General features: G+C 59.4%; 17 protein-coding genes, 1 other RNA gene and 1 pseudogene. 17 read left to right on the top strand and 2 right to left on the bottom strand.

Annotation, left to right across the window (positions count from 1 at the left end; translation table 11 throughout):
• Nucleotides 1-57 precede the first annotated feature (57 nt).
• Together OYW20_RS20860 and OYW20_RS20855 are read right to left on the bottom strand one after the other, a co-directional pair.
• Nucleotides 58-432: a YraN family protein gene (locus OYW20_RS20860; RefSeq protein WP_268797807.1), complete on the bottom strand. Its 375-nt coding sequence runs from the start codon at nt 430-432 to the stop codon at nt 58-60.
• On the bottom strand, nt 429-2,243 hold the full coding sequence (locus OYW20_RS20855; RefSeq protein WP_268797806.1) for a penicillin-binding protein activator: 1,815 nt from the start codon (nt 2,241-2,243) through the stop codon (nt 429-431). The genes OYW20_RS20860 and OYW20_RS20855 overlap by 4 nt, the downstream gene beginning before the upstream one ends.
• A 344-nt stretch (nt 2,244-2,587) precedes the next feature.
• On the opposite strand from OYW20_RS20855, the gene rsmI reads away from it, so the two are divergent.
• The 17 genes and pseudogenes from rsmI to ftsZ all read left to right on the top strand — a co-directional run bounded on the left by rsmI (nt 2,588) and on the right by ftsZ (nt 20,255).
• On the top strand, nt 2,588-3,382 hold the full coding sequence (gene rsmI, locus OYW20_RS20850) for a 16S rRNA (cytidine(1402)-2'-O)-methyltransferase (RefSeq protein WP_268801199.1): 795 nt from the start codon (nt 2,588-2,590) through the stop codon (nt 3,380-3,382).
• An 85-nt stretch (nt 3,383-3,467) separates the two neighbouring features.
• An RNA gene (rnpB, locus tag OYW20_RS20845) (RNase P RNA component class A) lies at nt 3,468-3,825 on the top strand.
• 306 nt (nt 3,826-4,131) lie between these two features.
• On the top strand, nt 4,132-4,587 hold the full coding sequence (gene mraZ / locus OYW20_RS20840) for a division/cell wall cluster transcriptional repressor MraZ (RefSeq protein WP_268797805.1): 456 nt from the start codon (nt 4,132-4,134) through the stop codon (nt 4,585-4,587).
• A 2-nt stretch (nt 4,588-4,589) separates the two neighbouring features.
• Nucleotides 4,590-5,531, top strand: coding sequence for a 16S rRNA (cytosine(1402)-N(4))-methyltransferase RsmH (gene rsmH / locus OYW20_RS20835; RefSeq protein ID WP_268801198.1), 942 nt, complete (start codon nt 4,590-4,592; stop codon nt 5,529-5,531).
• Complete coding sequence (gene ftsL / locus OYW20_RS20830) at nt 5,528-5,821, top strand: cell division protein FtsL (protein WP_268797804.1); 294 nt, start codon at nt 5,528-5,530, stop codon at nt 5,819-5,821. Before rsmH ends, ftsL begins: the two co-directional genes overlap by 4 nt.
• On the top strand, nt 5,818-7,563 hold the full coding sequence (locus tag OYW20_RS20825; RefSeq protein ID WP_328284793.1) for a peptidoglycan D,D-transpeptidase FtsI family protein: 1,746 nt from the start codon (nt 5,818-5,820) through the stop codon (nt 7,561-7,563). The genes ftsL and OYW20_RS20825 overlap by 4 nt, the downstream gene beginning before the upstream one ends.
• Nucleotides 7,563-9,026, top strand: coding sequence for a UDP-N-acetylmuramoyl-L-alanyl-D-glutamate--2,6-diaminopimelate ligase (locus tag OYW20_RS20820; RefSeq protein WP_268797803.1), 1,464 nt, complete (start codon nt 7,563-7,565; stop codon nt 9,024-9,026). The genes OYW20_RS20825 and OYW20_RS20820 overlap by 1 nt, the downstream gene beginning before the upstream one ends.
• The gene (locus OYW20_RS20815) at nt 9,019-10,389 is read left to right on the top strand and encodes a UDP-N-acetylmuramoyl-tripeptide--D-alanyl-D-alanine ligase (RefSeq protein WP_268797802.1); all 1,371 of its coding nucleotides are present in this window, start codon (nt 9,019-9,021) and stop codon (nt 10,387-10,389) included. Before OYW20_RS20820 ends, OYW20_RS20815 begins: the two co-directional genes overlap by 8 nt.
• On the top strand, nt 10,389-11,471 hold the full coding sequence (gene mraY / locus OYW20_RS20810; RefSeq protein WP_268797801.1) for a phospho-N-acetylmuramoyl-pentapeptide-transferase: 1,083 nt from the start codon (nt 10,389-10,391) through the stop codon (nt 11,469-11,471). Before OYW20_RS20815 ends, mraY begins: the two co-directional genes overlap by 1 nt.
• Before the next feature lie 5 nt (nt 11,472-11,476).
• A complete protein-coding gene (gene murD, locus OYW20_RS20805; protein WP_268797800.1) occupies nt 11,477-12,823 on the top strand; it encodes a UDP-N-acetylmuramoyl-L-alanine--D-glutamate ligase in 1,347 nt (448 codons plus the stop codon).
• Entirely contained in the window at nt 12,820-14,037 is a 1,218-nt protein-coding gene (gene ftsW, locus OYW20_RS20800; protein WP_408005427.1) for a putative lipid II flippase FtsW, read from the top strand. Before murD ends, ftsW begins: the two co-directional genes overlap by 4 nt.
• Nucleotides 14,024-15,097 carry an undecaprenyldiphospho-muramoylpentapeptide beta-N-acetylglucosaminyltransferase gene (gene murG, locus OYW20_RS20795; RefSeq protein ID WP_268797799.1) on the top strand — a complete coding sequence of 358 codons (1,074 nt, stop codon included), beginning with the start codon at nt 14,024-14,026 and terminating at the stop codon, nt 15,095-15,097. Before ftsW ends, murG begins: the two co-directional genes overlap by 14 nt.
• Entirely contained in the window at nt 15,090-16,550 is a 1,461-nt protein-coding gene (murC, locus tag OYW20_RS20790) for a UDP-N-acetylmuramate--L-alanine ligase (protein WP_268797798.1), read from the top strand. Before murG ends, murC begins: the two co-directional genes overlap by 8 nt.
• Nucleotides 16,551-16,585: 35 nt before the next feature.
• Nucleotides 16,586-16,786 (top strand): annotated as a pseudogene (locus tag OYW20_RS20785) (D-alanine--D-alanine ligase); the annotation flags it as partial.
• A gap of 71 nt (nt 16,787-16,857) precedes the next feature.
• Nucleotides 16,858-17,727, top strand: a complete 870-nt coding sequence (locus OYW20_RS20780) for a cell division protein FtsQ/DivIB (RefSeq protein WP_268797797.1) — start codon at nt 16,858-16,860, stop codon at nt 17,725-17,727.
• Nucleotides 17,728-17,742: 15 nt separating this feature from the next.
• Entirely contained in the window at nt 17,743-19,002 is a 1,260-nt protein-coding gene (gene ftsA, locus OYW20_RS20775; protein WP_268797796.1) for a cell division protein FtsA, read from the top strand.
• A 62-nt stretch (nt 19,003-19,064) separates the two neighbouring features.
• Nucleotides 19,065-20,255: a cell division protein FtsZ gene (ftsZ, locus tag OYW20_RS20770; RefSeq protein ID WP_268797795.1), complete on the top strand. Its 1,191-nt coding sequence runs from the start codon at nt 19,065-19,067 to the stop codon at nt 20,253-20,255.
• Nucleotides 20,256-20,358: the final 103 nt, after the last annotated feature.

Below are 20,358 nucleotides of genomic sequence, written 5' to 3'. Positions count from 1 at the left end.
GAGTCTGTGTGTCTTCAAGCGCTATCGGCTTGTTTCATGCTGCGCTTGAGGCATCGATCATGCATCAAATGCGTTTTGTATCCAGTTCAGCGCGGGTTGCGAGCCGGGGTCGCCATTGATCGCGACAACATCGAATCGGCAGGGAGCGTCGGCCCACTGCGACTCTTTCTGCAGGAACGACTGAGCTGCCAGTGTGAGCTTTTCCTGCTTGCGATAGTCGACACTTTCAAGTGCTCCGCCCCATCCCGCGTGACGACGATAGCGAACTTCGACGAATACTACTGTATCGCCGTCGAGCATGACCAGATCGAGCTCGCCGCGTCGGCATGTCCAGTTTTGCGTAATCAGTGTCAGGTTCTGCTGCTGCAGGTGTCGCAGGGCGTAGGCTTCAGCCTCTCGCCCTGCGACTTGTCGCGCAGTGCTTTGCTTCAAGGTGCTGTGTCTGGCAGACGCTGGATCTTGCCGTCGACGAACTCGGCCCACGGCAACTGGCGCTCGACCCGCTGGTTGGCACCGATTGCCAGGCTGCCGGACAAACCGTCGAGGCGGCTTTCAGGCAGCGTCTTCAACTGACCGAGGCGCGGTGCCAGGCGATAGGCGTCGATGCCCATCGCGTACAGCCGTCCCAAGGTACCTCCAGCCTGTGGCCACTGTGCGGTCACTTGCTGACGCAACGGATCGGTCGCATTAAGCAGCCAAGGGGTCTCGCAGAAGCGCACGCCATTCAGGTCGTTGTACTGCGCCTGATCGCCACTGTTGGTGAACAAGTGTGACGTTGCATACACGGGAACATCGCCCGCGTACTGGAAAACCATGGTCGGTTTGATCTGCTGCGCCTGTTGCGGTGTCGCAGCCAGGAACATGAAATCGATATCCTGTCGACGCGTTGGCTGTGCAGCGACGTTGGCGCCCGTGGTGCTTTGCAGGCGTTGCGCGCGGCCTTCGCTGTTGCGCAACTGGAATAGCTCGGCGATCTGCTGTGCCAGTGCGACGGGCTGATCTACGCGTTCTGCGCCCAGCAATGTACCGCCCTTGGCTTGCCAGCTCTGGCGGAACGCTTCCAGCACTCGATCGCCCCATTCACCTTTCGGCACCATGGCAACGGCGCTGCGCTTGCCATCCGCCCAGGCGCGACGTGCCACTTCGCGGGCTTCGTCTTCAGCGGCAAGACCAAACTGGAACAACTGCGGCGGGCCTGCGGCGTTGGTGTCGCTGTAGTTCAGTGCCAGCGTCGTGATCGGCAACTGCGGGCGGCTGCTGAGCTGTTTGACCAGTGGCTTTTCCAGCGGACCGACTACCAGTTGCACGCCAGCAGCCTTGGCCTGCTGATAAAACGCATCCATCGACGTCACTCGGGAGCTGTCGAAAACCTGAATGGTCGGCGGGTTCTGACCCGCTTGTTGCGCCTGATAATGAGCGGCCATGAAGCCGTCGCGCAGGGCTCGCGCCACAGAAGCAAGGGCCCCATCTTGTGGCAGTAGCAAAGCGATCTTGGTCAGCGGTTCACTTTTGAGGTCACGCAGTTGAGCAAGCGTGGTCGGGAGTTGAAGCGCAGCAGGGTGCTGCGGGTTTTGCGCTTTCCATGCATCAATGGCCGCCTGCTGTTGCTCAAGCGTGCCAGCGCCCTTGACCGCGCGGGCGAGGCTCAGCCAGCCACCCATGACGTCGGTTGCGGCGCTTTGCAGTTGTTCTGGCGGCAAGGCCGCGATCAGGGTCCATATCGCCTCATTGTTGGCGCTGGCGTCGGCGCCCTTGAGCATAGGCGACATGTAGACGCGTTCGCTGGCAGCGGCGAGCGGCTGGTTGTCAGCCTCCAGAGCCTTGGCGCGGGCAGTGTGGGCGCGAACCTGCAAGTCTGTCGGCATTTCATCAAGATGTTGCAGGCTTGGATGACTGAGTGCTGTCAAGGCAGCTTTGGGCTGACTGCGCCCCAGTGCAAGTTCGGCTGAAAGAGTGCTTGCGATGATTTGCTTGTCCATCTTCAGCTGGTCCAGCTTGACCTGCTCAAGAATGCTGGCCGCGCGGCCAGGATCATTCTGGCGCGCCGCCTGGTCGGCCGCAGTCAGTCTGAGCAATGCAGCCTCTTCGGGTGATTTGGCCGCAGCGGCTTTTTCGAGCAGCTGCTCGATGCTCGCGTCAGGGGTGCGTGGAAGTTCGCCAAGGCTGGAAGAGGGCGAGCTGGCGCAAGCCGCCAACAGGGCAGCCAGGCAGAGGGCAGAGAACAGCCGCAGGCAAGCGATCATGTGTATGTTCCTGATACTCGAGCAAATTAGCGTGGAAGTGTACCCAAGCACTGGCCGGGGCGCGACGTTGGTAGCGTTAATGCCGCGATATTGGTCGCGCCGCAGCGCGATATCGTGACCAGCCTCGGGTTGAAGCGGCATGGCTGTACCGTAATCGGGGATTGAATGGTTGAGGCCGTTCATTTTCTATCTCCCTGTACCCGACGTCCGCCTGTAGAGCGCTTAGGCTGTACAATGCGGGCTTTACTGAACATGAGGTGTGCGTTTTGACTGCTCCAGGTGCTTTGAATTCCACTACGGGTTCGCTTTATGTGGTGGCAACGCCGATTGGCAACCTGGACGACATGAGTGTGCGTGCACTCAAGGTGCTGCGTGACGTTGCATTGATTGCAGCGGAAGACACCCGTCACTCGTTAAGGTTGATGCAGCACTTCGGTATCGCTACGCCGTTGGCAGCGTGTCACGAACATAACGAGCGCGAAGAAGGCAGCCGCTTCATCGCTAAGCTATTGGCCGGTGACAGCGTGGCGCTGATTTCCGATGCGGGCACGCCATTGATTTCCGATCCGGGTTATCACCTGGTGCGTCAGGCGCGTGCCGCCGGGATTCAAGTGGTGCCGGTGCCAGGTGCGTGCGCACTCATTGCCGCGTTGTCGGCCGCAGGTCTGCCGTCCGACCGGTTTATCTTCGAGGGTTTTCTGCCGGCCAAGGTTGTCGGCCGCAAAGCGCGGCTAGAGCTTCTGAAAGAAGAGCCGCGAACGCTTATCTTCTATGAGGCGCCCCATCGCATCCTCGAATGCCTGCAAGATCTTGAAGCGGTGTTTGGTCCTGAGCGTCCCGCCGTGTTGGGCCGCGAGCTGACTAAAACTTTTGAAACGCTCAAAGGTCTGCCTTTGGGAGAGCTGCGCGCATTCGTCGAAGGCGACAGCAATCAGCAGCGCGGAGAATGCGTGGTGTTGGTGGCTGGCTGGAGCGAGCCTGAGGGTGAGGATGTGATTGGTGCTGAGGCGCGACGCGTGCTTGATCTGCTGCTGAGCGAAATGCCGCTCAAGCGCGCCGCTGCACTGGCTGCGGAGATCACGGGAGTCCGTAAGAATCTGCTCTATCAGGTCGCGCTGGACAAACAGAAAGGAGAGTAAGGTTGTGATGTGCGCCGTGACGAAATGGCGCAGCGGCCTGATAAAGCTTGTTCTAAAGGCGGCGGGCCATTAACCTTGGCGGCGGAGAGTCGATTGGACAGTCGCTGCCTTCTGTTGTTCCGCAACAGAGGGGGGAGGAAAGTCCGGGCTCCATAGGGCGGAGTGCCAGGTAACGCCTGGGGGGCGTGAGCCTACGGAAAGTGCCACAGAAAATAACCGCCTAAGCACTTCGGTGCCGGTAAGGGTGAAAAGGTGCGGTAAGAGCGCACCGCACGTCTGGCAACAGTTCGTGGCTAGGTAAACCCCACTCGGAGCAAGACCAAATAGGGTTCCAAGGCGTGGCCCGCGCTGGAACCGGGTAGGTTGCTAAAGATGTCCAGTGATGGCCATCGTAGAGGAATGACTGTCCTCGACAGAACCCGGCTTACAGATCGACTCCCCACCTTTTTCCCTCGATTTATTTACTTCGCAAAATCCCCTCCGTAATACCAAAAAAATCTTACAGCTCATAAATCACTTTAAGTTCGGCTCCTATCTTTCTGTGGGCTATCGAGTTTATCCCTCAGCTCTCGTTGAAATTTAGCAAAACCCCCACGTTACCTCTCCTAAATCTCAGTTATGTAAGGCTTTTCCTTAGGGCGGCGCCTTGACGGTGTGGTGGCCGCATTCCTATAGTGTGCGCAAGTGGCAGAAAGTGGCGCGAAGTGGGTTTTTTTAACGCAAAAAGCTAATATTCGGAGAATGCGCCTGTGTTTCGTGGTGCCAACGCAATCAATCTCGATGCAAAGGGCCGACTCGCTATGCCGAGCCGGTACCGCGACGAGCTCGATTCGCGTAGCGCCGGTCAGATGATTGTGACAATCGACACCGTTGATCCTTGCCTTTGTATTTACCCACTCCCCGAGTGGGAGCTGATTGAAGCGAAATTGCGTGAGTTGGCGACGTTCCGTGAGGAAAACCGTCGTTTGCAGCGGTTGTTGATTGGTAACGCAGTCGATCTGGAACTCGATGGCAGTGGGCGTTTTCTGGTGCCTCCACGCTTGCGCGACTACGCCAAGCTGGATAAGCGCGTGATGCTGGTTGGCCAGCTCAATAAGTTTCAACTTTGGGATGAGGACGCCTGGAACGCTCTTGCTGATGCGGATCTGGCGGCCATTCAAAAACCGGGCGCGATGCCTGATGAACTACGTGATTTGATCTTGTGACTATGAATAGCGGCTTTACCCACATCACCGTACTGCTTGAAGAAGCCGTCGAGGCTCTCGCGGTGCGCGCTGATGGCTGCTATCTGGATGGCACATTTGGAAGGGGCGGGCACAGCCGTCTCATCTTGCAGAAACTGGGCCCGGACGGTCGGCTTCTCGGATTCGATAAAGATCCTCAAGCGATTGCCACCGGGCAAACGCTGGCGGCCGAAGACGGCCGCTTTGTCATTGTGCAGCGCAGCTTTGCCGAACTCGGCGAAGAGGCTCAAAACCAAGGGTTCGCAGGCAGTGTCAGCGGCATTCTGCTGGACCTTGGTGTGTCCTCGCCTCAACTGGACGACGCTGAGCGCGGCTTCAGTTTCATGAATGACGGCCCGCTTGACATGCGTATGGACCCGTCCCGTGGCGTCAGCGCTGCCGAGTTCGTGAATACTGCGCCCGCCGAAGAAATCGCGCGCGTGTTCAAGGAATATGGCGAAGAACGCTTTGCCCGACGCATGGCCGGAGCCGTTGTTGCTCGCCGTGAAACCCAGCCCTTTGAGCGTACCGGTGATCTGGCCGAAGTCCTGAAGGTCGCCAATCCGGCCTGGGAGAAAGGCAAGAACCCGGCGACGCGCGCATTTCAAGGGCTACGCATTCACGTCAATAACGAACTGGGCGATCTGGAAGCAGGCCTTGATGCTGCACTGCAAGCACTGGAAGTGGGCGGGCGTCTGGTCGTGATTAGCTTCCATTCCCTGGAAGACCGCATCGTCAAACAGTTCATGCGCAAACTGGTAAAAGGCGAAGCCGACAACCTCCCACGCAACCTGCCGATCCGCCATCAGGCGTTCGAGCCGAAAGTCAAACTGATCGGCAAGGCGCAGTTCGCCTCAGACACCGAAACAAAAGCCAATCCTCGTTCTCGCAGCGCCGTCATGCGTGTTGCGGAGAAGCTGCGATGAGTCGCGTTTTTCTCAAGCCCCTGCCGGGCGGCAGCTTCATCATGTTGATGTTGTTCGTTGCCGTACTGGTATCGGCCATCGGTGTGTCTTACAGCGCGCACTGGAACCGCCAGCTACTCAACTCTTTGTACAACGAACTCAGCGTGCGCGATAAAGCGCAGGCCGAGTGGGGTCGTCTGATCCTTGAGCAGAGCACCTGGACCGCGCACAGCCGTATAGAGGCGCTGGCGACTGAGCAACTCAAAATGCGCATTCCTGACGCCGCCCAGATCCGGATGGTGTCGCCATGATGAAGCTCGAGGGTGCACTTTATCCTTGGCGATTCCGTCTGGTTGTCGGGCTGTTGGTCGTCATGGTGCTCGCCATTTGCTATCGCATTATTGACTTGCAGGTCATCGATCATCGGTTTCTGATCGAGCAGGGCGACGCGCGTAGCCTGCGCACCATTTCCATTCCCGCACACCGTGGTCTCGTCACTGATCGCAATGGTGAGCCACTGGCAGTCAGTACGCCGGTCGCCACCATCTGGGCGAATCCATCGGAAATGCAGGCGGACAAGAGCAAGTGGGGTCTGCTGGCTACCACTCTCGGCCAAGACCCGAAAGCGCTGACCGAACGCCTTGATCAGCAGGCGAGCAAAGAATTCATCTACCTGGTTCGCGGCCTCACGCCCGAGCAGGGACAGGCTGTGGTCGACCTGAAAATTCCGGGCGTATATGCCAAGGAAGAATTTCGGCGTTTCTATCCGGCGGGCGACGTGACGGCTCACATGGTGGGTTTCACTGACCTTGATGACCACGGACGCGAAGGGGTCGAGCTGGCCTATGACGATTGGCTTGCCGGTGTCCCGGGTAAACGTCAAGTCATCAAGGATCGGCGCGGCAGGGTGATCAAGGATCTGCAGGTCACAAAAAACGCCAAGGCTGGAAAGACCTTGGCTTTGTCTATTGACCTGCGCCTGCAATACCTGGCGACCCGTGAGCTGCGCAACGCGATTCAGGAAAACGACGCCAAGGCTGGCAGCCTGGTGATCATGGACGTGAAGACCGGAGAAGTGCTGGCGATGGTCAATCAGCCTACCTACAACCCGAATAACCGCCGCACCATGGTGCCGGCCGCGATGCGTAACCGCGCAATCATCGACGTGTTCGAGCCGGGCTCGACCATGAAGCCGATTTCCATGACCGCCGCGCTCGACAGCGGTCGCTGGAAGCCAAGCGACAAGGTTGAGGTCTACCCCGGCACGCTGCAGATCGGCAAATACACCATCCGCGACGTGACCAAGACTGAAGGTCCGATCCTCGATCTGACCGGGATTCTGATCAACTCCAGTAACGTCGGCATGAGCAAGGTGGCGTTTGACGTGGGCGGCGAAGCGATTTTCCGTGCCATGCAGCGCGTGGGCCTGGGGCAGTACACCGGTCTGGGGTTCCCTGGCGAGCGCGTCGGCAACCTACCCAACTACCGTGAATGGCGCAAAGCAGAAACAGCGACGCTGTCTTATGGCTACGGCTTGTCCGTGACGGCGCTGCAACTGGTGCATGCCTATTCCGCACTGGCGAACAACGGCAAGCTGGTGCCGCTGACCATTCTCAAGACCGATACGCCCCAAAGCTCGACGCAGGCCATTCCTGAGGCCACCGCAAAAACTTTGCAGGGCATGCTGCAACAAGTTATCGAAGACCCACGCGGTGTTTACCGTGCGCGTGTTCCGTCCTATCACGTTGCAGGCAAGAGCGGTACGGCACGTAAGACTTCGGTGGGTACCAAGGGTTACGCCGAAAACTCCTACCGCTCGCTGTTCGCAGGTTTCGGTCCGATGAGCAATCCGCGCTACGCCATCGTCGTAGTGATCGACGAGCCAAGCAAAGGCGGCTACTACGGCGGCCTGGTATCTGCGCCTGTGTTCAGCAAAGTCATGTCCGGCACGTTGCGCCTGATGAACGTGCGTCCAGACAACCTGGCACCGATTCCACCTGAGCAGGCCAACGCGGCGCCCGTTGCCGCTCCAGTCAAGGGAGGACGTGGCTGATGTCTTCTAGTCTGAGCAAGATTTTCGCCTCCAGCGACCGTGATCTACAGATCCGTGAATTGACCCTGGACAGCCGCAAGGTGCGTCCGGGCGACTTGTTCCTGGCCATTCCCGGATTGAAGGTCGATGGCCGCGATCACATCACTGACGCGATTGCGCACGGTGCAGCGGCTGTTGCCTACGAAGTCGAAGGCGCGAAAGTACTGCCTATTACCGATGTGCCGATGATTCCTGTCAAAGGCCTTGCGGCGCAGCTGTCCGACATTGCAGGTCGGTTCTACGGCGACCCGACCCGCAGCTTGAATCTGGTGGGTGTTACCGGCACCAACGGTAAAACCAGCGTGACCCAATTGATCGCCCAGGCGCTTGATCAACTGGGCCAGCGCAGCGGCATCATTGGTACGCTTGGCAACGGTTTCTATGGCGCGCTGAAAAGCGGCATTCACACCACGCCGGACCCGATTTCCGTTCAGGCCACGTTGACTGACCTGCGCAAGGCCGGCGCTAAAGCCATCGCGATGGAAGTCTCGTCCCACGGTCTGGATCAGGGCCGGGCAACGGCGCTGGCGTTCGACGTTGCGGTGTTCACCAATCTTTCCCGCGATCACCTCGATTATCACGGCACGATGCAAGCCTATGGCGCTGCCAAGGCCAAGCTGTTTGCCTGGAATGACTTGCGCTGCCGCGTGATCAATCTGGACGATGACTTTGGACGCGAGCTCGCGGCGCAATCTCAGCCTTCGCGGCTGATTACGTACAGCCTGGAAGATGCCAGCGCTTACTTGTATTGCCGCCAAGCGACGTTCGATGACAACGGCGTGCGCGCCACGCTGGTCACGCCGCAAGGCGAGCACATTCTGCGCAGCAGCCTGCTGGGCCGCTTCAACCTGAGCAACGTGCTGGCGGCTGTCGGCGCGCTGTTGGGTCTGGATTACGCGCTGGACGAAGTTCTTAAAGTGCTGCCGGGTCTTGAAGGCCCGGTTGGCCGGATGCAGCGTCTGGGTGGCGGCACTCGTCCACTGGTGGTGGTCGACTATGCCCACACCCCGGATGCGTTGGAAAAAGTGCTCGCCGCTTTGCGCCCGCATGCTCAAGGTCAATTGGTGTGCCTGTTTGGCTGCGGCGGTGACCGTGATCGCGGCAAGCGTCCTTTGATGGCCGAAGTCGTCGAGCGCCTGGCAGATAAAGTGTTGGTGACCGACGACAATCCAAGAACCGAAAGCCCTGCGCGCATCTTTGATGACATCCGTGCAGGCCTCGTGGCTGGGGATCAAGTGACCTTTATTGCTGGGCGTGGCAATGCAATCGCCCGGGTGATCGCTGATGCAGATGCACGCGATGTCATCGTGCTGGCCGGAAAAGGCCACGAGGATTACCAGGAGATCGATGGCCAGCGCCATCCGTTTTCAGACCTTGAAGAGGCGACCAGAGCGCTCGCTGTCTGGGAGGTCTCGCATGTTTAGGCCTTTGATCTTCAGTGAGTTGGCGGGGCCGTTGAATGCGCGTCTTGTGGGTGAAGACGTATCGTTCGACGCAGTGAGTATCGACAGCCGTGGAGTCGGTGTCGGTGATCTGTTCGTCGCGCTGACCGGCCCGCGCTTTGACGGCCATGATTACCTCGATCAGGTTGCTGAAAAGGGTGCAGTCGGGGCGTTGGTCGAACGTGAAGTTGAAAATTCGAATCTGCCACAAATGGTGGTTGCCGACACGCGACAGGCGCTGGCGCAACTGGCGGCCATAAACCGCAATGCCTTCGTCAATAAGCCTGTGGCAGCCATTACGGGCTCCAGCGGCAAAACCACCGTGAAAGAGATGCTCGCAAGCATCCTGCGTACACGCGGTCCGGTGTTGGCTACTCGCGGCAACCTGAACAACGAATTGGGCGTTCCGCTGACACTGCTGTCCCTGGCTGCCGAGTACGACGCTGCCGTGATTGAGCTCGGTGCTTCACGCGTCGGCGAAATTGCTTTTACGGTCAGCCTGACTAAGCCGCATGTCACTGTCATCACCAACGCCGGGACTGCCCATGTGGGTGAGTTCGGTGGTCCGGAAAAAATCGTGCAGGCCAAAGGTGAAATCATCGACGGCCTGGACGCATTTGGGACCGCGGTGCTCAACCTGGACGACAAGGCTTTTGACATCTGGCACAAGCGTGCGGGCGAACGCAAGGTTTTGAGTTTCTCTCTCGGCAATCCGGTGGCAGACATTTATGCCAGCGACCTCGGGATCGACGCACGCGGCTGCCCGGCCTTCACGCTCAACAGCCCTGTTGGCGCCGCTTCAGTGCAGCTCAATCTGCTGGGCACGCACAACGTGGCCAATGCAATGGCTGCCGCGGCTGTTGCCTATGCGCTTGATGTATCGCTGCAAGGTATCGTCGAAGGCTTGAACAATGTTCAGCCGGTCAAAGGCCGGACGGTTGCGCAGTTGGCGGCCAATGGCATGCGCGTTATCGATGACACCTACAACGCCAACCCGACTTCGGTGGCTGCGGCTGTCGACATTCTGGCAAGTTTCCCCGGCCGCTCTGTGCTGGTGCTGGGCGACATTGGCGAGCTGGGCGACTGGGCGGAGCAGGGGCATCGAGAGGTCGGCGAATACGCTGCCGGGAAAGTCGATGCACTGTATGCCGTTGGTCCATTGATGGCCCATGCAACGAAAGCTTTCGGGCAGGATGCCCGCCATTTTGCCAATCAGGCCGACCTGATTGCGGCGCTCGCCGCCGAGCAAAACAAGAACACCACCATTTTGATCAAAGGTTCTCGCAGCGCCGCGATGGAAAACATCGTGGCGGCGTTGTGTGAAACCGTGCTGGAGAAACATTAATGCTGCTGCTGCTGGCCGAGTATCTGCAACAGTTCTATAAAGGCTTCGCGGTCTTCCAATACCTGACCCTGCGCGGGATCCTCGGCGTGCTCACTGCATTGTCGATGTCGCTGTGCCTTGGGCCTTGGATGATCCGGGCCCTGCAGAACAAACAGATCGGCCAATCCGTGCGTAACGATGGTCCTCAATCGCACTTGTCCAAGTCCGGCACGCCGACCATGGGCGGGGCGCTGATCCTGTCCGCCATCGCGATCAGTACGCTGTTGTGGGCTGACCTTTCCAACCGCTATGTGTGGGTGGTGCTGATTGTGACGCTGCTGTTCGGCGGCATCGGCTGGGTCGATGACTACCGCAAAGTGATCGAAAAGAACTCCAAAGGGCTGCCAAGCCGCTGGAAGTATTTCTGGCAGTCGGTGTTCGGCCTTGGCGCTGCGATCTTCCTTTATATGACTGCGTCATCGCCGGTCGAAACCACGCTGCTGATTCCGATGTTCAAGGACTTCAGTATTGCGCTGGGTGTCGGCTTCGTTGTCCTGACGTACTTCGTGATCGTGGGTTCCAGCAACGCAGTCAACCTCACCGATGGCCTAGACGGCCTGGCGATTCTGCCAACGGTGATGGTGGGCGGTGCGCTGGGCATTTTCTGCTACCTGTCGGGTAACGTGAAGTTCGCTGAGTACCTGCTGATCCCTTACGTGCCCGGTGCAGGTGAACTCATCGTGTTCTGCGGCGCATTGATCGGGGCCGGTCTGGGCTTCCTCTGGTTCAACACCTATCCGGCGCAAGTCTTCATGGGCGACGTCGGCGCGTTGGCGCTGGGCGCGGCACTGGGCACCATCGCTGTGATCGTGCGTCAGGAAATCGTCCTGTTCATCATGGGCGGGGTGTTCGTAATGGAAACCCTGTCAGTCGTCATTCAGGTTGCATCATTTAAGTTGACCGGCCGCCGCGTTTTCCGCATGGCACCGATCCACCACCACTTTGAACTCAAGGGCTGGCCCGAGCCGCGTGTGATCGTCCGTTTCTGGATCATCACCGTGATTCTCGTGCTGATCGGCCTTGCCACGCTGAAACTGAGGTAGAACGAGTGTCACTGATCGCTTCTGACCACTTCCGCATCATTGTCGGCCTCGGCAAGAGCGGCATGTCCCTGGTTCGCTTCCTGGCGAACCGGGGTGTGTCGTTTGCCGTGGCCGATACGCGGGAGAATCCGCCGGAGCTTGAGACATTGCGTCGTGACTACCCTCAGGTGGAAGTGCGTTGTGGTGAGCTGGACGTCGAATTTCTTTGCCGCGCCGATGAGCTGTACGTCAGTCCTGGTCTGGCGCTGGCCACTCCTGCGCTGCAACAGGCTGCCATACGCGGCGTGAAGCTGTCCGGCGATATCGAGCTGTTTGCGCGTAATGCGAAAGCGCCGATCGTTGCCATCAGTGGCTCCAATGCAAAAAGCACCGTGACCACACTGGTAGGCGAAATGGCCGTTGCCGCAGGCAAGCGCGTGGCAGTCGGTGGCAACCTCGGTACCCCGGCACTCGACCTGCTCAGCGACGACATCGAGCTGTACGTCATGGAGTTGTCGAGCTTCCAGCTTGAGACCACCGATCAGCTTGGCGCAGAAGTAGCGACCGTGCTGAACGTCAGCGAAGACCACATGGACCGTTACAGCGGTCTGCCGGCTTATCACTTGGCCAAGCACCGGATTTTCCGGGGTGCGCGGCAAGTGGTGGTCAACCGTCAGGACGCCTTGTCCCGGCCTTTGATCGGTGAGGGGGTGCCCGCCTGGACGTTCGGTCTGAACAAACCCGACATGAATGGCTTCGGTCTGCGGGAAGAGAACGGCGAGAAATACCTAGCGTTCCAGTTCGAGAACCTGATGCCGGTCAGCGAGCTGAAAATACGCGGCGCCCACAATCAGTCCAACGCCCTGGCTGCGCTTGCGCTGGGGCATGCGGTCGGTTTGCCATTCGACGCGATGCTGTCGAGCCTGCGCACATTTACCGGGCTGATCCACCGTTGCCAATGGATGCGCGAGCGCCAAGGCGTTAATTATTACGATGATTCCAAAGCCACCAACGTCGGCGCCGCGCTGGCTGCCATCGAAGGGCTGGGCACGGACATCGCCGGCAAACTGGTACTGATCGCCGGCGGCGATGGCAAAGGGGCTGACTTCAGCGCCTTGAAAGCTCCGGTTGCCGCGCATTGTCGCGCCGTGATCCTGCTGGGTCGCGATGCAGAACTGCTGGCCACGACCTTCGGCGATTCCGTGCCGCTGGTACGCGTCAAAACACTGGAAGAAGCTGTGCAACGTGCTGCCGAATGGGCTCAGGAAGGGGACGCCGTATTGCTGTCGCCTGCCTGCGCAAGCCTGGATATGTTCAAGAATTTCGAAGAGCGCGGTCGCGTCTTCGCCCAGGCCGTGAGGGACTTGTCATGATTTTCGGTGTGATCAAGCCTTACCCGTCGCCGCTCATCAGTGGCCGTGGCGTTGACGTGGATTTCCCGATGCTTGCCGGTTGCCTGGCGCTGCTCGGTCTGGGGCTGGTGATGATTGCTTCGGCATCATCGGAAGTGGCCGCCGCGCAGTCCGGCAACACGCTGGCAATGATGATCCGCCACCTGGTCTACCTGGTGCTGGGCCTGGGCGCGTGCATCGTGACCATGCTGATCCCGGTTGCCACCTGGCAGCGTCTCGGCTGGCTGATGCTGGTGGGTGCGTTTGGCCTTCTGGTGTTGGTGCTGGTGCCGGGAATCGGGCGCGAGGTCAATGGCTCGATGCGCTGGATTGGTTTTGGCATGTTCAACGTTCAGCCCTCGGAAATCGCCAAGGTCTTTGTGGTGATCTTCCTCGCGGGCTATCTGATTCGCCGCCAACAGGAAGTGCGCGAAAGCTGGATGGGCTTCTTCAAGCCGTTCATCGTGCTGCTGCCCATGGCTGGCCTGTTGCTGATGGAGCCCGACTTCGGCGCCACCGTCGTGATGATGGGCGCTGCCGCTGCGATGTTGTTCCTGGGTGGCGTTGGTTTGTTTCGATTCACGCTGATGGTGGCGTTGGCCGTGGGCGCGGTGTTCGTGCTCGTGCAAGCGCAGCCTTATCGGATGGCGCGTCTGATTACTTTTACCGACCCGTGGTCCGATCAGTTCGGCTCCGGTTATCAACTGACTCAGGCGCTGATCGCATTCGGTCGTGGTGAGTGGCTGGGCGTTGGTTTGGGCAACAGCGTGCAAAAGCAGTTTTATCTCCCGGAAGCCCACACCGACTTCGTGTTCTCGGTATTGGCCGAAGAGTTGGGCGTGGTGGGTTCGTTGGCGACGGTTGGCCTGTTTGTCTTCGTCAGCCTGCGGGCGATGTACATCGGGATGTGGGCCGAGCGCGCCAAGCAATTTTTCGCCGCTTACACCGCCTACGGCCTGGCATTCCTGTGGATTGGTCAGTTCCTGATCAACATCGGCGTGAACGTTGGACTGCTGCCGACCAAAGGGCTGACGCTGCCGTTCCTCAGTTATGGCGGCAGCTCGCTGATCATCTGCTGTGCAAGCCTTGGGCTGTTGCTGCGTATCGAATGGGAATCGCGCAACAACATGGGCAGTGAAGAAGCCGAGTTCAATGAAAGCGACTTCGCCGAGGAGCCCGCCCATGGCCGTAAATAACGTGCTGATCATGGCGGGCGGAACGGGCGGACACGTGTTCCCGGCGCTGGCCTGCGCGCGTGAATTCCGGGCGCGGGGCTACACGGTCCATTGGCTTGGTACACCGCGTGGCATCGAAAACGAGCTGGTCCCGGCTGCCGGTCTGAAGCTGCACCTGATTAACGTCACAGGTCTGCGCGGTAAAGGTCGGCTGTCGCTGCTCAAAGCGCCGTTCATGCTGCTCAAGGCTCTTATGCAGGCGCGCAAGATCGTGCGTGAGCTGCAGCCTGTGTGTGCGGTGGGTTTTGGCGGCTACGTCACAGGCCCTGGCGGTCTGGCGGCGAAGCTTGCAGGTGTACCGCTGATCATTCACGAGCAGAACGCCGTTGCGGGCACCGCCAATCGTAGCCTGGCGTCTTTCGCCAGCCGCGTGTGCGAAGCGTTTCCGCAGACGTTCGCGGCTTCGGCCAAGCGCCGTACCACGGGTAATCCGGTACGCACCGAGCTGTTTTTCGAAACACCGCGCCAGGCGCTGGCCGGTCGCAAGCCGCGTTTGTTGGTGCTGGGCGGCAGCCTGGGCGCCGAACCGCTGAACAAGTTATTACCAGAAGCCCTTGCTCTGGTGCCTGCGGAACTGCGCCCTGAGGTGTTTCATCAGGCGGGCAAGCAACACGATCAAGTCACCACCGAGCGCTATCAAGCGGCCGGCGTGGAGGCGCAAGTGGCGCCTTTCATTAAAGACATGGCCCAGGCGTATGGCTGGGCGGATCTGGTGGTATGTCGCGCCGGCGCGCTGACCATCAGCGAACTCGCGGCCGCTGGTCTGCCGTCATTGCTGGTGCCATTGCCCCATGCGATTGACGATCACCAGTCTCGTAATGCCGATTATCTGGCCCGCGAAGGCGCTGCCTTCGTCATGCCACAAGCGACAACTGGCGCCGCCGAGATGGCCGCTCGCCTGGAAGAGGTTTTGATGCAACCGGAACAATTGAAACGTATGGCCGCCACGGCTCGCCAACTGGCCAAGCCAGACGCCACCAACACCGTCGTCGATGTCTGCCTGGAGGTGGCCCATGGTTGAGAATCAACGCGCGATGCCCCAGCCGGAAATGCGCCGCATCCGCCGCATCCACTTCGTCGGTATCGGCGGTGTGGGCATGTGCGGTATTGCCGAAGTGCTGCTGAACCTGGGCTACGAAGTTTCAGGTTCGGACCTCAAAGCGTCTCCTGTGACCGAGCGTCTTGAATCGTTCGGTGCTCACATCTTCATCGGTCACCGTGCGGAAAACGCAGCGGTAGCGGACGTATTGGTGGTCTCCAGTGCCGTCAATACTTCCAACCCGGAAGTGGCGACCGCGTTGGAACGCCGCATTCCGGTAGTCCCGCGCGCTGAGATGCTGGCTGAGCTGATGCGCTACCGCCACGGCATCGCGGTGGCTGGCACTCACGGTAAAACCACCACCACCAGCCTGATCGCCTCAGTGTTCGCCGCCGGTGGCCTGGACCCGACGTTCGTGATCGGTGGTCGTCTGAATGCTGCGGGCACCAACGCGCAGTTAGGCACCAGCCGTTACCTGATCGCCGAAGCCGACGAAAGCGACGCAAGCTTCCTGCATTTGCAGCCTTTGGTAGCGGTCGTGACCAACATCGACGCCGATCACATGGCGACCTACGAAGGCGACTTCAACAAGTTGAAGAAAACCTTCGTCGAGTTCCTGCACAACCTGCCGTTCTACGGGTTGGCGGTGGTGTGCATCGACGATCCGGTCGTGCGCGACATCCTGCCATCGGTCAAGCGTCCGACCCTGACCTACGGCTTTGACGAAGCGGCCGACGTGCGCGCAATCAATGTGCGTCAGGACGGCATGCACACGCATTTCACTGTATTGCGTCGTGACTGCGAGCCACTTGATGTCTCGGTCAATATGCCGGGCAATCACAACGTCCTGAACTCGCTGGCGACCATCGCCATTGCGACCGACGAGGGCGTATCAGACGAAGCCATCGTTCAGGGCTTGTCGGGCTTTCAGGGCGTGGGCCGTCGCTTCCAGGTCTACGGCGAACTGCCTGTGGAAAACGGCAGCGTGATGCTGGTTGACGACTACGGTCACCACCCCCGTGAAGTGGCGGCTGTGATCGCTGCCGTGCGTGGCGGCTGGCCGGATCGTCGTCTGGTCATGGTGTATCAGCCACATCGTTACAGCCGTACCCGCGATCTCTATGACGATTTCGTGCAGGTTTTGAATGACGCCAACGTGTTGCTGCTGATGGAAGTTTATCCGGCCGGCGAAGAGCCGATACCAGGCGCCGACAGCCGTCAGCTCGCACACAGTATTCGTCAGCGTGGCCAGTTGGACCCGATCTACATCGAGCGCGGCGTCGAGCTGGCACCGCTGGTCAAGCCGCTGTTGCGTGCTGGCGACATCCTGCTGTGTCAGGGCGCTGGCGACATCGGCGGCCTTGCACCGCAGTTGCTGAAAAGCCCTTTGTTCAAGGGCGCGATCGTCAACTCAACCGAAGGGAAGCTGAAATGACAGCCGCCTTGCAATCCTCTCTGCTTTTGACCCCGACGCCTTTGCGTTTCGGGCGTGTTGCCGTGCTGAGCAGCGAGCAGGATTGTATTTTTTTGGCGACGGAACTGGACTTTCCTTTGATCGTCCAACCGGCTCATGAAGGCACTCATAGCGGTATGGCGAAAATGAACGAGGTCGATGAATCGATCGTCGTACGTCGTGCCGCTTGTACCTTTGGTTCGCAAGTAATGGTTGATGCGTCGGGCCTTGATTCCACACAGCGGTTGTTGGCGAAGTTTGCCGACAGCCTTCAGGCGCGAGGTTGATCATGCAAGGTGTGTCGCTACGTCATCAGCCACCTGCTCCCGGCCGCAAGCCAGTGCCCCGTGGCGCAAGCCGAATGGTCGCCAAAGAGCCATTGTCGGTGCGTCTGCCGAAGGCGAACTTTGGTTTCCTGAAGTTTCTATTCTGGCCCGTCCTGCTGGTCGTGCTTGGGTTCGGCACCTACGAAGGTGCACTTCGCCTGCTGCCTTACGCCGATCGTCCGATTTCCAAGATCAACGTACAGGGCGACCTGAGTTACATCAGCCAGCAAGCGGTGCAGCAGCGCATTGCGCCGTATGTCGCCACCAGCTTTTTCTCAATTGATCTGGCCGGTATGCGCACCGAGCTTGAGCAGATGCCATGGATTGCCCACGCCGAAGTGCGTCGCGTCTGGCCTGATCAAGTGGTGATACGCCTCGAAGAACAGCTGCCGGTGGCCCGCTGGGGTGAGGAGGCTTTGTTGAATAACCAGGGCCAGGCGTTCACCCCGCGCGAACTGGCCAACTACGAACACCTTCCCCAGTTGTTCGGGCCTCAACGGGCTCAACAGCAGGTGATGCAGCAATACCAGAACCTGAGCCAGATGTTGCGCCCCATGGGCTTCTCCATCGCTCGACTGGAATTGCGTGAGCGGGGCAGTTGGTTTTTGACCACTGGTGCAGGTGCCTCAGGCCCGGGTATCGAGTTGTTGCTCGGCCGTGACCACCTGGTGGAAAAAATGCGCCGCTTCATCGTCATTTACGACAAGACGCTCAAAGAACAGATCACGAACATTGCGCGTGTTGACCTGCGTTACAACAACGGCCTTGCCGTCGGTTGGCGTGAACAGGCCACAGCGCCAACGACGGACAAACCCGCCGTCGCGAAGAATTGATAAGAGGCAGGACCCATGGCAAACGTGCAAAGCGGCAAAATGATCGTCGGATTGGATATCGGTACCTCCAAGGTGGTGGCGCTGGTAGGCGAAGTCGCGGCTGATGGCACCCTGGAAATCGTGGGTATCGGCACCCACCCTTCGCGCGGCCTGAAGAAGGGCGTGGTGGTGAATATCGAATCGACGGTGCAATCGATTCAGCGCGCCATCGAGGAAGCTCAATTGATGGCCGGCTGCCGTATTCACTCGGCTTTCGTCGGCGTCGCGGGCAGCCACATTCGCAGCCTGAACTCCCACGGCATCGTCGCCATCCGCGACCGCGAAGTCAGCTCGGCAGACCTTGAGCGCGTCCTCGATGCCGCACAGGCCGTGGCCATCCCGGCCGATCAGCGTGTGCTGCACACGCTGCCGCAAGACTATGTGATCGACAACCAGGAAGGCGTTCGTGAGCCACTGGGCATGTCGGGCGTACGTCTGGAAGCCAAGGTGCACGTGGTGACGTGTGCAGTGAACGCTGCGCAGAACATCGAGAAGTGCGTGCGTCGCTGCGGCCTGGAAGTCGACGACATCATTCTTGAACAATTGGCGTCGGCGTACTCCGTGCTGACCGATGACGAGAAAGAGCTGGGCGTGTGCCTGGTCGACATCGGCGGCGGCACCACTGACATCGCCATCTTCACCGAAGGCGCCATCCGTCATACGGCGGTGATCCCTATTGCTGGCGATCAAGTCACCAACGATATCGCCATGGCCCTGCGCACACCTACGCAGTACGCCGAAGAAATAAAGATCCGTTACGCCTGCGCACTGGCCAAACTGGCTGGCGCCGGCGAAACCATCAAAGTGCCAAGCGTGGGCGACCGTCCACCGCGCGAGCTGTCGCGTCAGGCGTTGGCCGAAGTGGTCGAGCCGCGCTACGACGAGCTGTTCACCCTGATCCAGGCGGAACTGCGTCGCAGCGGATACGAAGATCTGATCCCGGCCGGCATCGTGCTGACCGGTGGTACCTCGAAAATGGAAGGTGCGGTCGAACTGGCCGAAGAAATCTTCCACATGCCGGTGCGCCTGGGTGTGCCGCATAGCGTCAAAGGGCTCGCGGACGTCGTTCGCAACCCGATTTACTCCACTGGTGTCGGCCTGTTGCTGTACGGACTGCAAAAGCAGTCTGACGGCATCTCGCTGTCCGGCCTGTCCGGCTCCGGTAGCAGTTATAGCGATGAACCTAAGGCACCAGTGTTAGAGCGCCTCAAACGCTGGGTGCAGGGGAATTTCTAAAGTTTCAAAAGTGGTAGGCAGGCAACAGGCGTAAAAAAACTAGAGAAATGAGGAGAGGGAACATGTTCGAGCTCGTAGACAACATCCCACAAAGCCCGGTAATCAAAGTTATCGGTGTTGGCGGTGGCGGCGGCAACGCGGTCAATCACATGGTCAAGAGCAACATTGAAGGCGTCGAGTTCATCTGCGCCAACACTGACGCTCAAGCACTGAAAAACATCGGCGCGCGCACCATTCTGCAACTGGGCACCGGTGTGACCAAGGGTCTTGGCGCTGGCGCCAACCCGGAAGTCGGTCGTCAGGCTGCACTGGAAGATCGTGAGCGCATTGCAGAAGTTCTGCAGGGCACCAACATGGTCTTCATCACCACTGGCATGGGCGGCGGTACCGGTACTGGTGCAGCTCCGATCATTGCCGAAGTGGCGAAGGAAATGGGCATTCTCACCGTTGCGGTGGTGACTCGTCCGTTCCCGTTCGAAGGTCGCAAGCGCATGCAGATCGCCGATGAAGGCATCCGCATGTTGTCCGAAAGCGTCGACTCGTTGATCACCATTCCCAACGAGAAGCTGCTGACCATCCTGGGCAAGGATGCAAGCCTGCTTTCGGCTTTCGCCAAGGCTGACGATGTACTGGCCGGTGCCGTTCGCGGTATCTCTGACATCATCAAGCGTCCGGGCATGATCAACGTCGACTTCGCCGACGTGCGTACCGTGATGTCCGAAATGGGCATGGCGATGATGGGTACTGGCTGCGCAAGCGGTCCGAACCGTGCACGCGAAGCAACGGAAGCGGCCATCCGCAACCCGCTGCTCGAAGACGTCAACCTGCAGGGTGCTCGCGGTATTCTGGTGAATATCACTGCCGGTCCTGACCTGTCTCTGGGTGAGTACTCGGACGTGGGTAGCATCATCGAAGCGTTCGCATCCGAGCACGCTATGGTCAAGGTCGGTACAGTTATCGATCCGGATATGCGTGACGAGTTGCACGTGACTGTGGTTGCCACCGGCCTGGGCGCGAAAATCGAGAAGCCTGTCAAGGTGATCGACAACACGCTGCAGACCGCTCAAGCGGCACCGTCGCAGCAACACGCAGCGCGTCAGGAACTGCCGTCGGTGAACTACCGTGATCTGGACCGTCCTACCGTGATGCGCAATCAGGCACACGCAGGCGCGACAGCCGCGGCCAAGATGAATCCGCACGATGACTTGGATTATCTGGACATTCCAGCATTCCTGCGTCGTCAGGCTGATTGATGAGTTCTATCAGGGGTATAAGGGTGATTGGTGTTCAGCAAAGGCGAGGTCTGCTATCATCGTCAGCCTTTGTTGATACTAATTCGCGATATGCGCTGAAGCG

Source organism: Pseudomonas sp. BSw22131, assembly GCF_026810445.1.
In the GTDB taxonomy this organism is placed as follows: domain Bacteria; phylum Pseudomonadota; class Gammaproteobacteria; order Pseudomonadales; family Pseudomonadaceae; genus Aquipseudomonas; species Aquipseudomonas huanghezhanensis.
This window is presented reverse-complemented; position numbering and strand designations above follow the sequence as displayed.

Bases quoted from the DNA above. Each gene is read 5' to 3' on its own strand.
- rsmI (WP_268801199.1), top strand. From the start codon at position 2,588: ATGAGTGTGCGTGCACTCAAGGTGCTGCGTGACGTTGCATTGATTGCA.
- ftsZ (WP_268797795.1), top strand. From the start codon at position 19,065: ATGTTCGAGCTCGTAGACAACATCCCACAAAGCCCGGTAATCAAAGTT.
- ftsW (WP_408005427.1), top strand. From the start codon at position 12,820: ATGATTTTCGGTGTGATCAAGCCTTACCCGTCGCCGCTCATCAGTGGC.
- OYW20_RS20825 (WP_328284793.1), top strand. From the start codon at position 5,818: ATGATGAAGCTCGAGGGTGCACTTTATCCTTGGCGATTCCGTCTGGTT.
- murG (WP_268797799.1), top strand. From the start codon at position 14,024: ATGGCCGTAAATAACGTGCTGATCATGGCGGGCGGAACGGGCGGACAC.
- OYW20_RS20855 (WP_268797806.1), bottom strand. From the start codon at position 2,243: ATGATCGCTTGCCTGCGGCTGTTCTCTGCCCTCTGCCTGGCTGCCCTG.
- OYW20_RS20820 (WP_268797803.1), top strand. From the start codon at position 7,563: ATGTCTTCTAGTCTGAGCAAGATTTTCGCCTCCAGCGACCGTGATCTA.
- murC (WP_268797798.1), top strand. From the start codon at position 15,090: ATGGTTGAGAATCAACGCGCGATGCCCCAGCCGGAAATGCGCCGCATC.
- rsmH (WP_268801198.1), top strand. From the start codon at position 4,590: ATGAATAGCGGCTTTACCCACATCACCGTACTGCTTGAAGAAGCCGTC.
- mraY (WP_268797801.1), top strand. From the start codon at position 10,389: ATGCTGCTGCTGCTGGCCGAGTATCTGCAACAGTTCTATAAAGGCTTC.
- ftsA (WP_268797796.1), top strand. From the start codon at position 17,743: ATGGCAAACGTGCAAAGCGGCAAAATGATCGTCGGATTGGATATCGGT.
- ftsL (WP_268797804.1), top strand. From the start codon at position 5,528: ATGAGTCGCGTTTTTCTCAAGCCCCTGCCGGGCGGCAGCTTCATCATG.
- OYW20_RS20780 (WP_268797797.1), top strand. From the start codon at position 16,858: ATGCAAGGTGTGTCGCTACGTCATCAGCCACCTGCTCCCGGCCGCAAG.
- OYW20_RS20815 (WP_268797802.1), top strand. From the start codon at position 9,019: ATGTTTAGGCCTTTGATCTTCAGTGAGTTGGCGGGGCCGTTGAATGCG.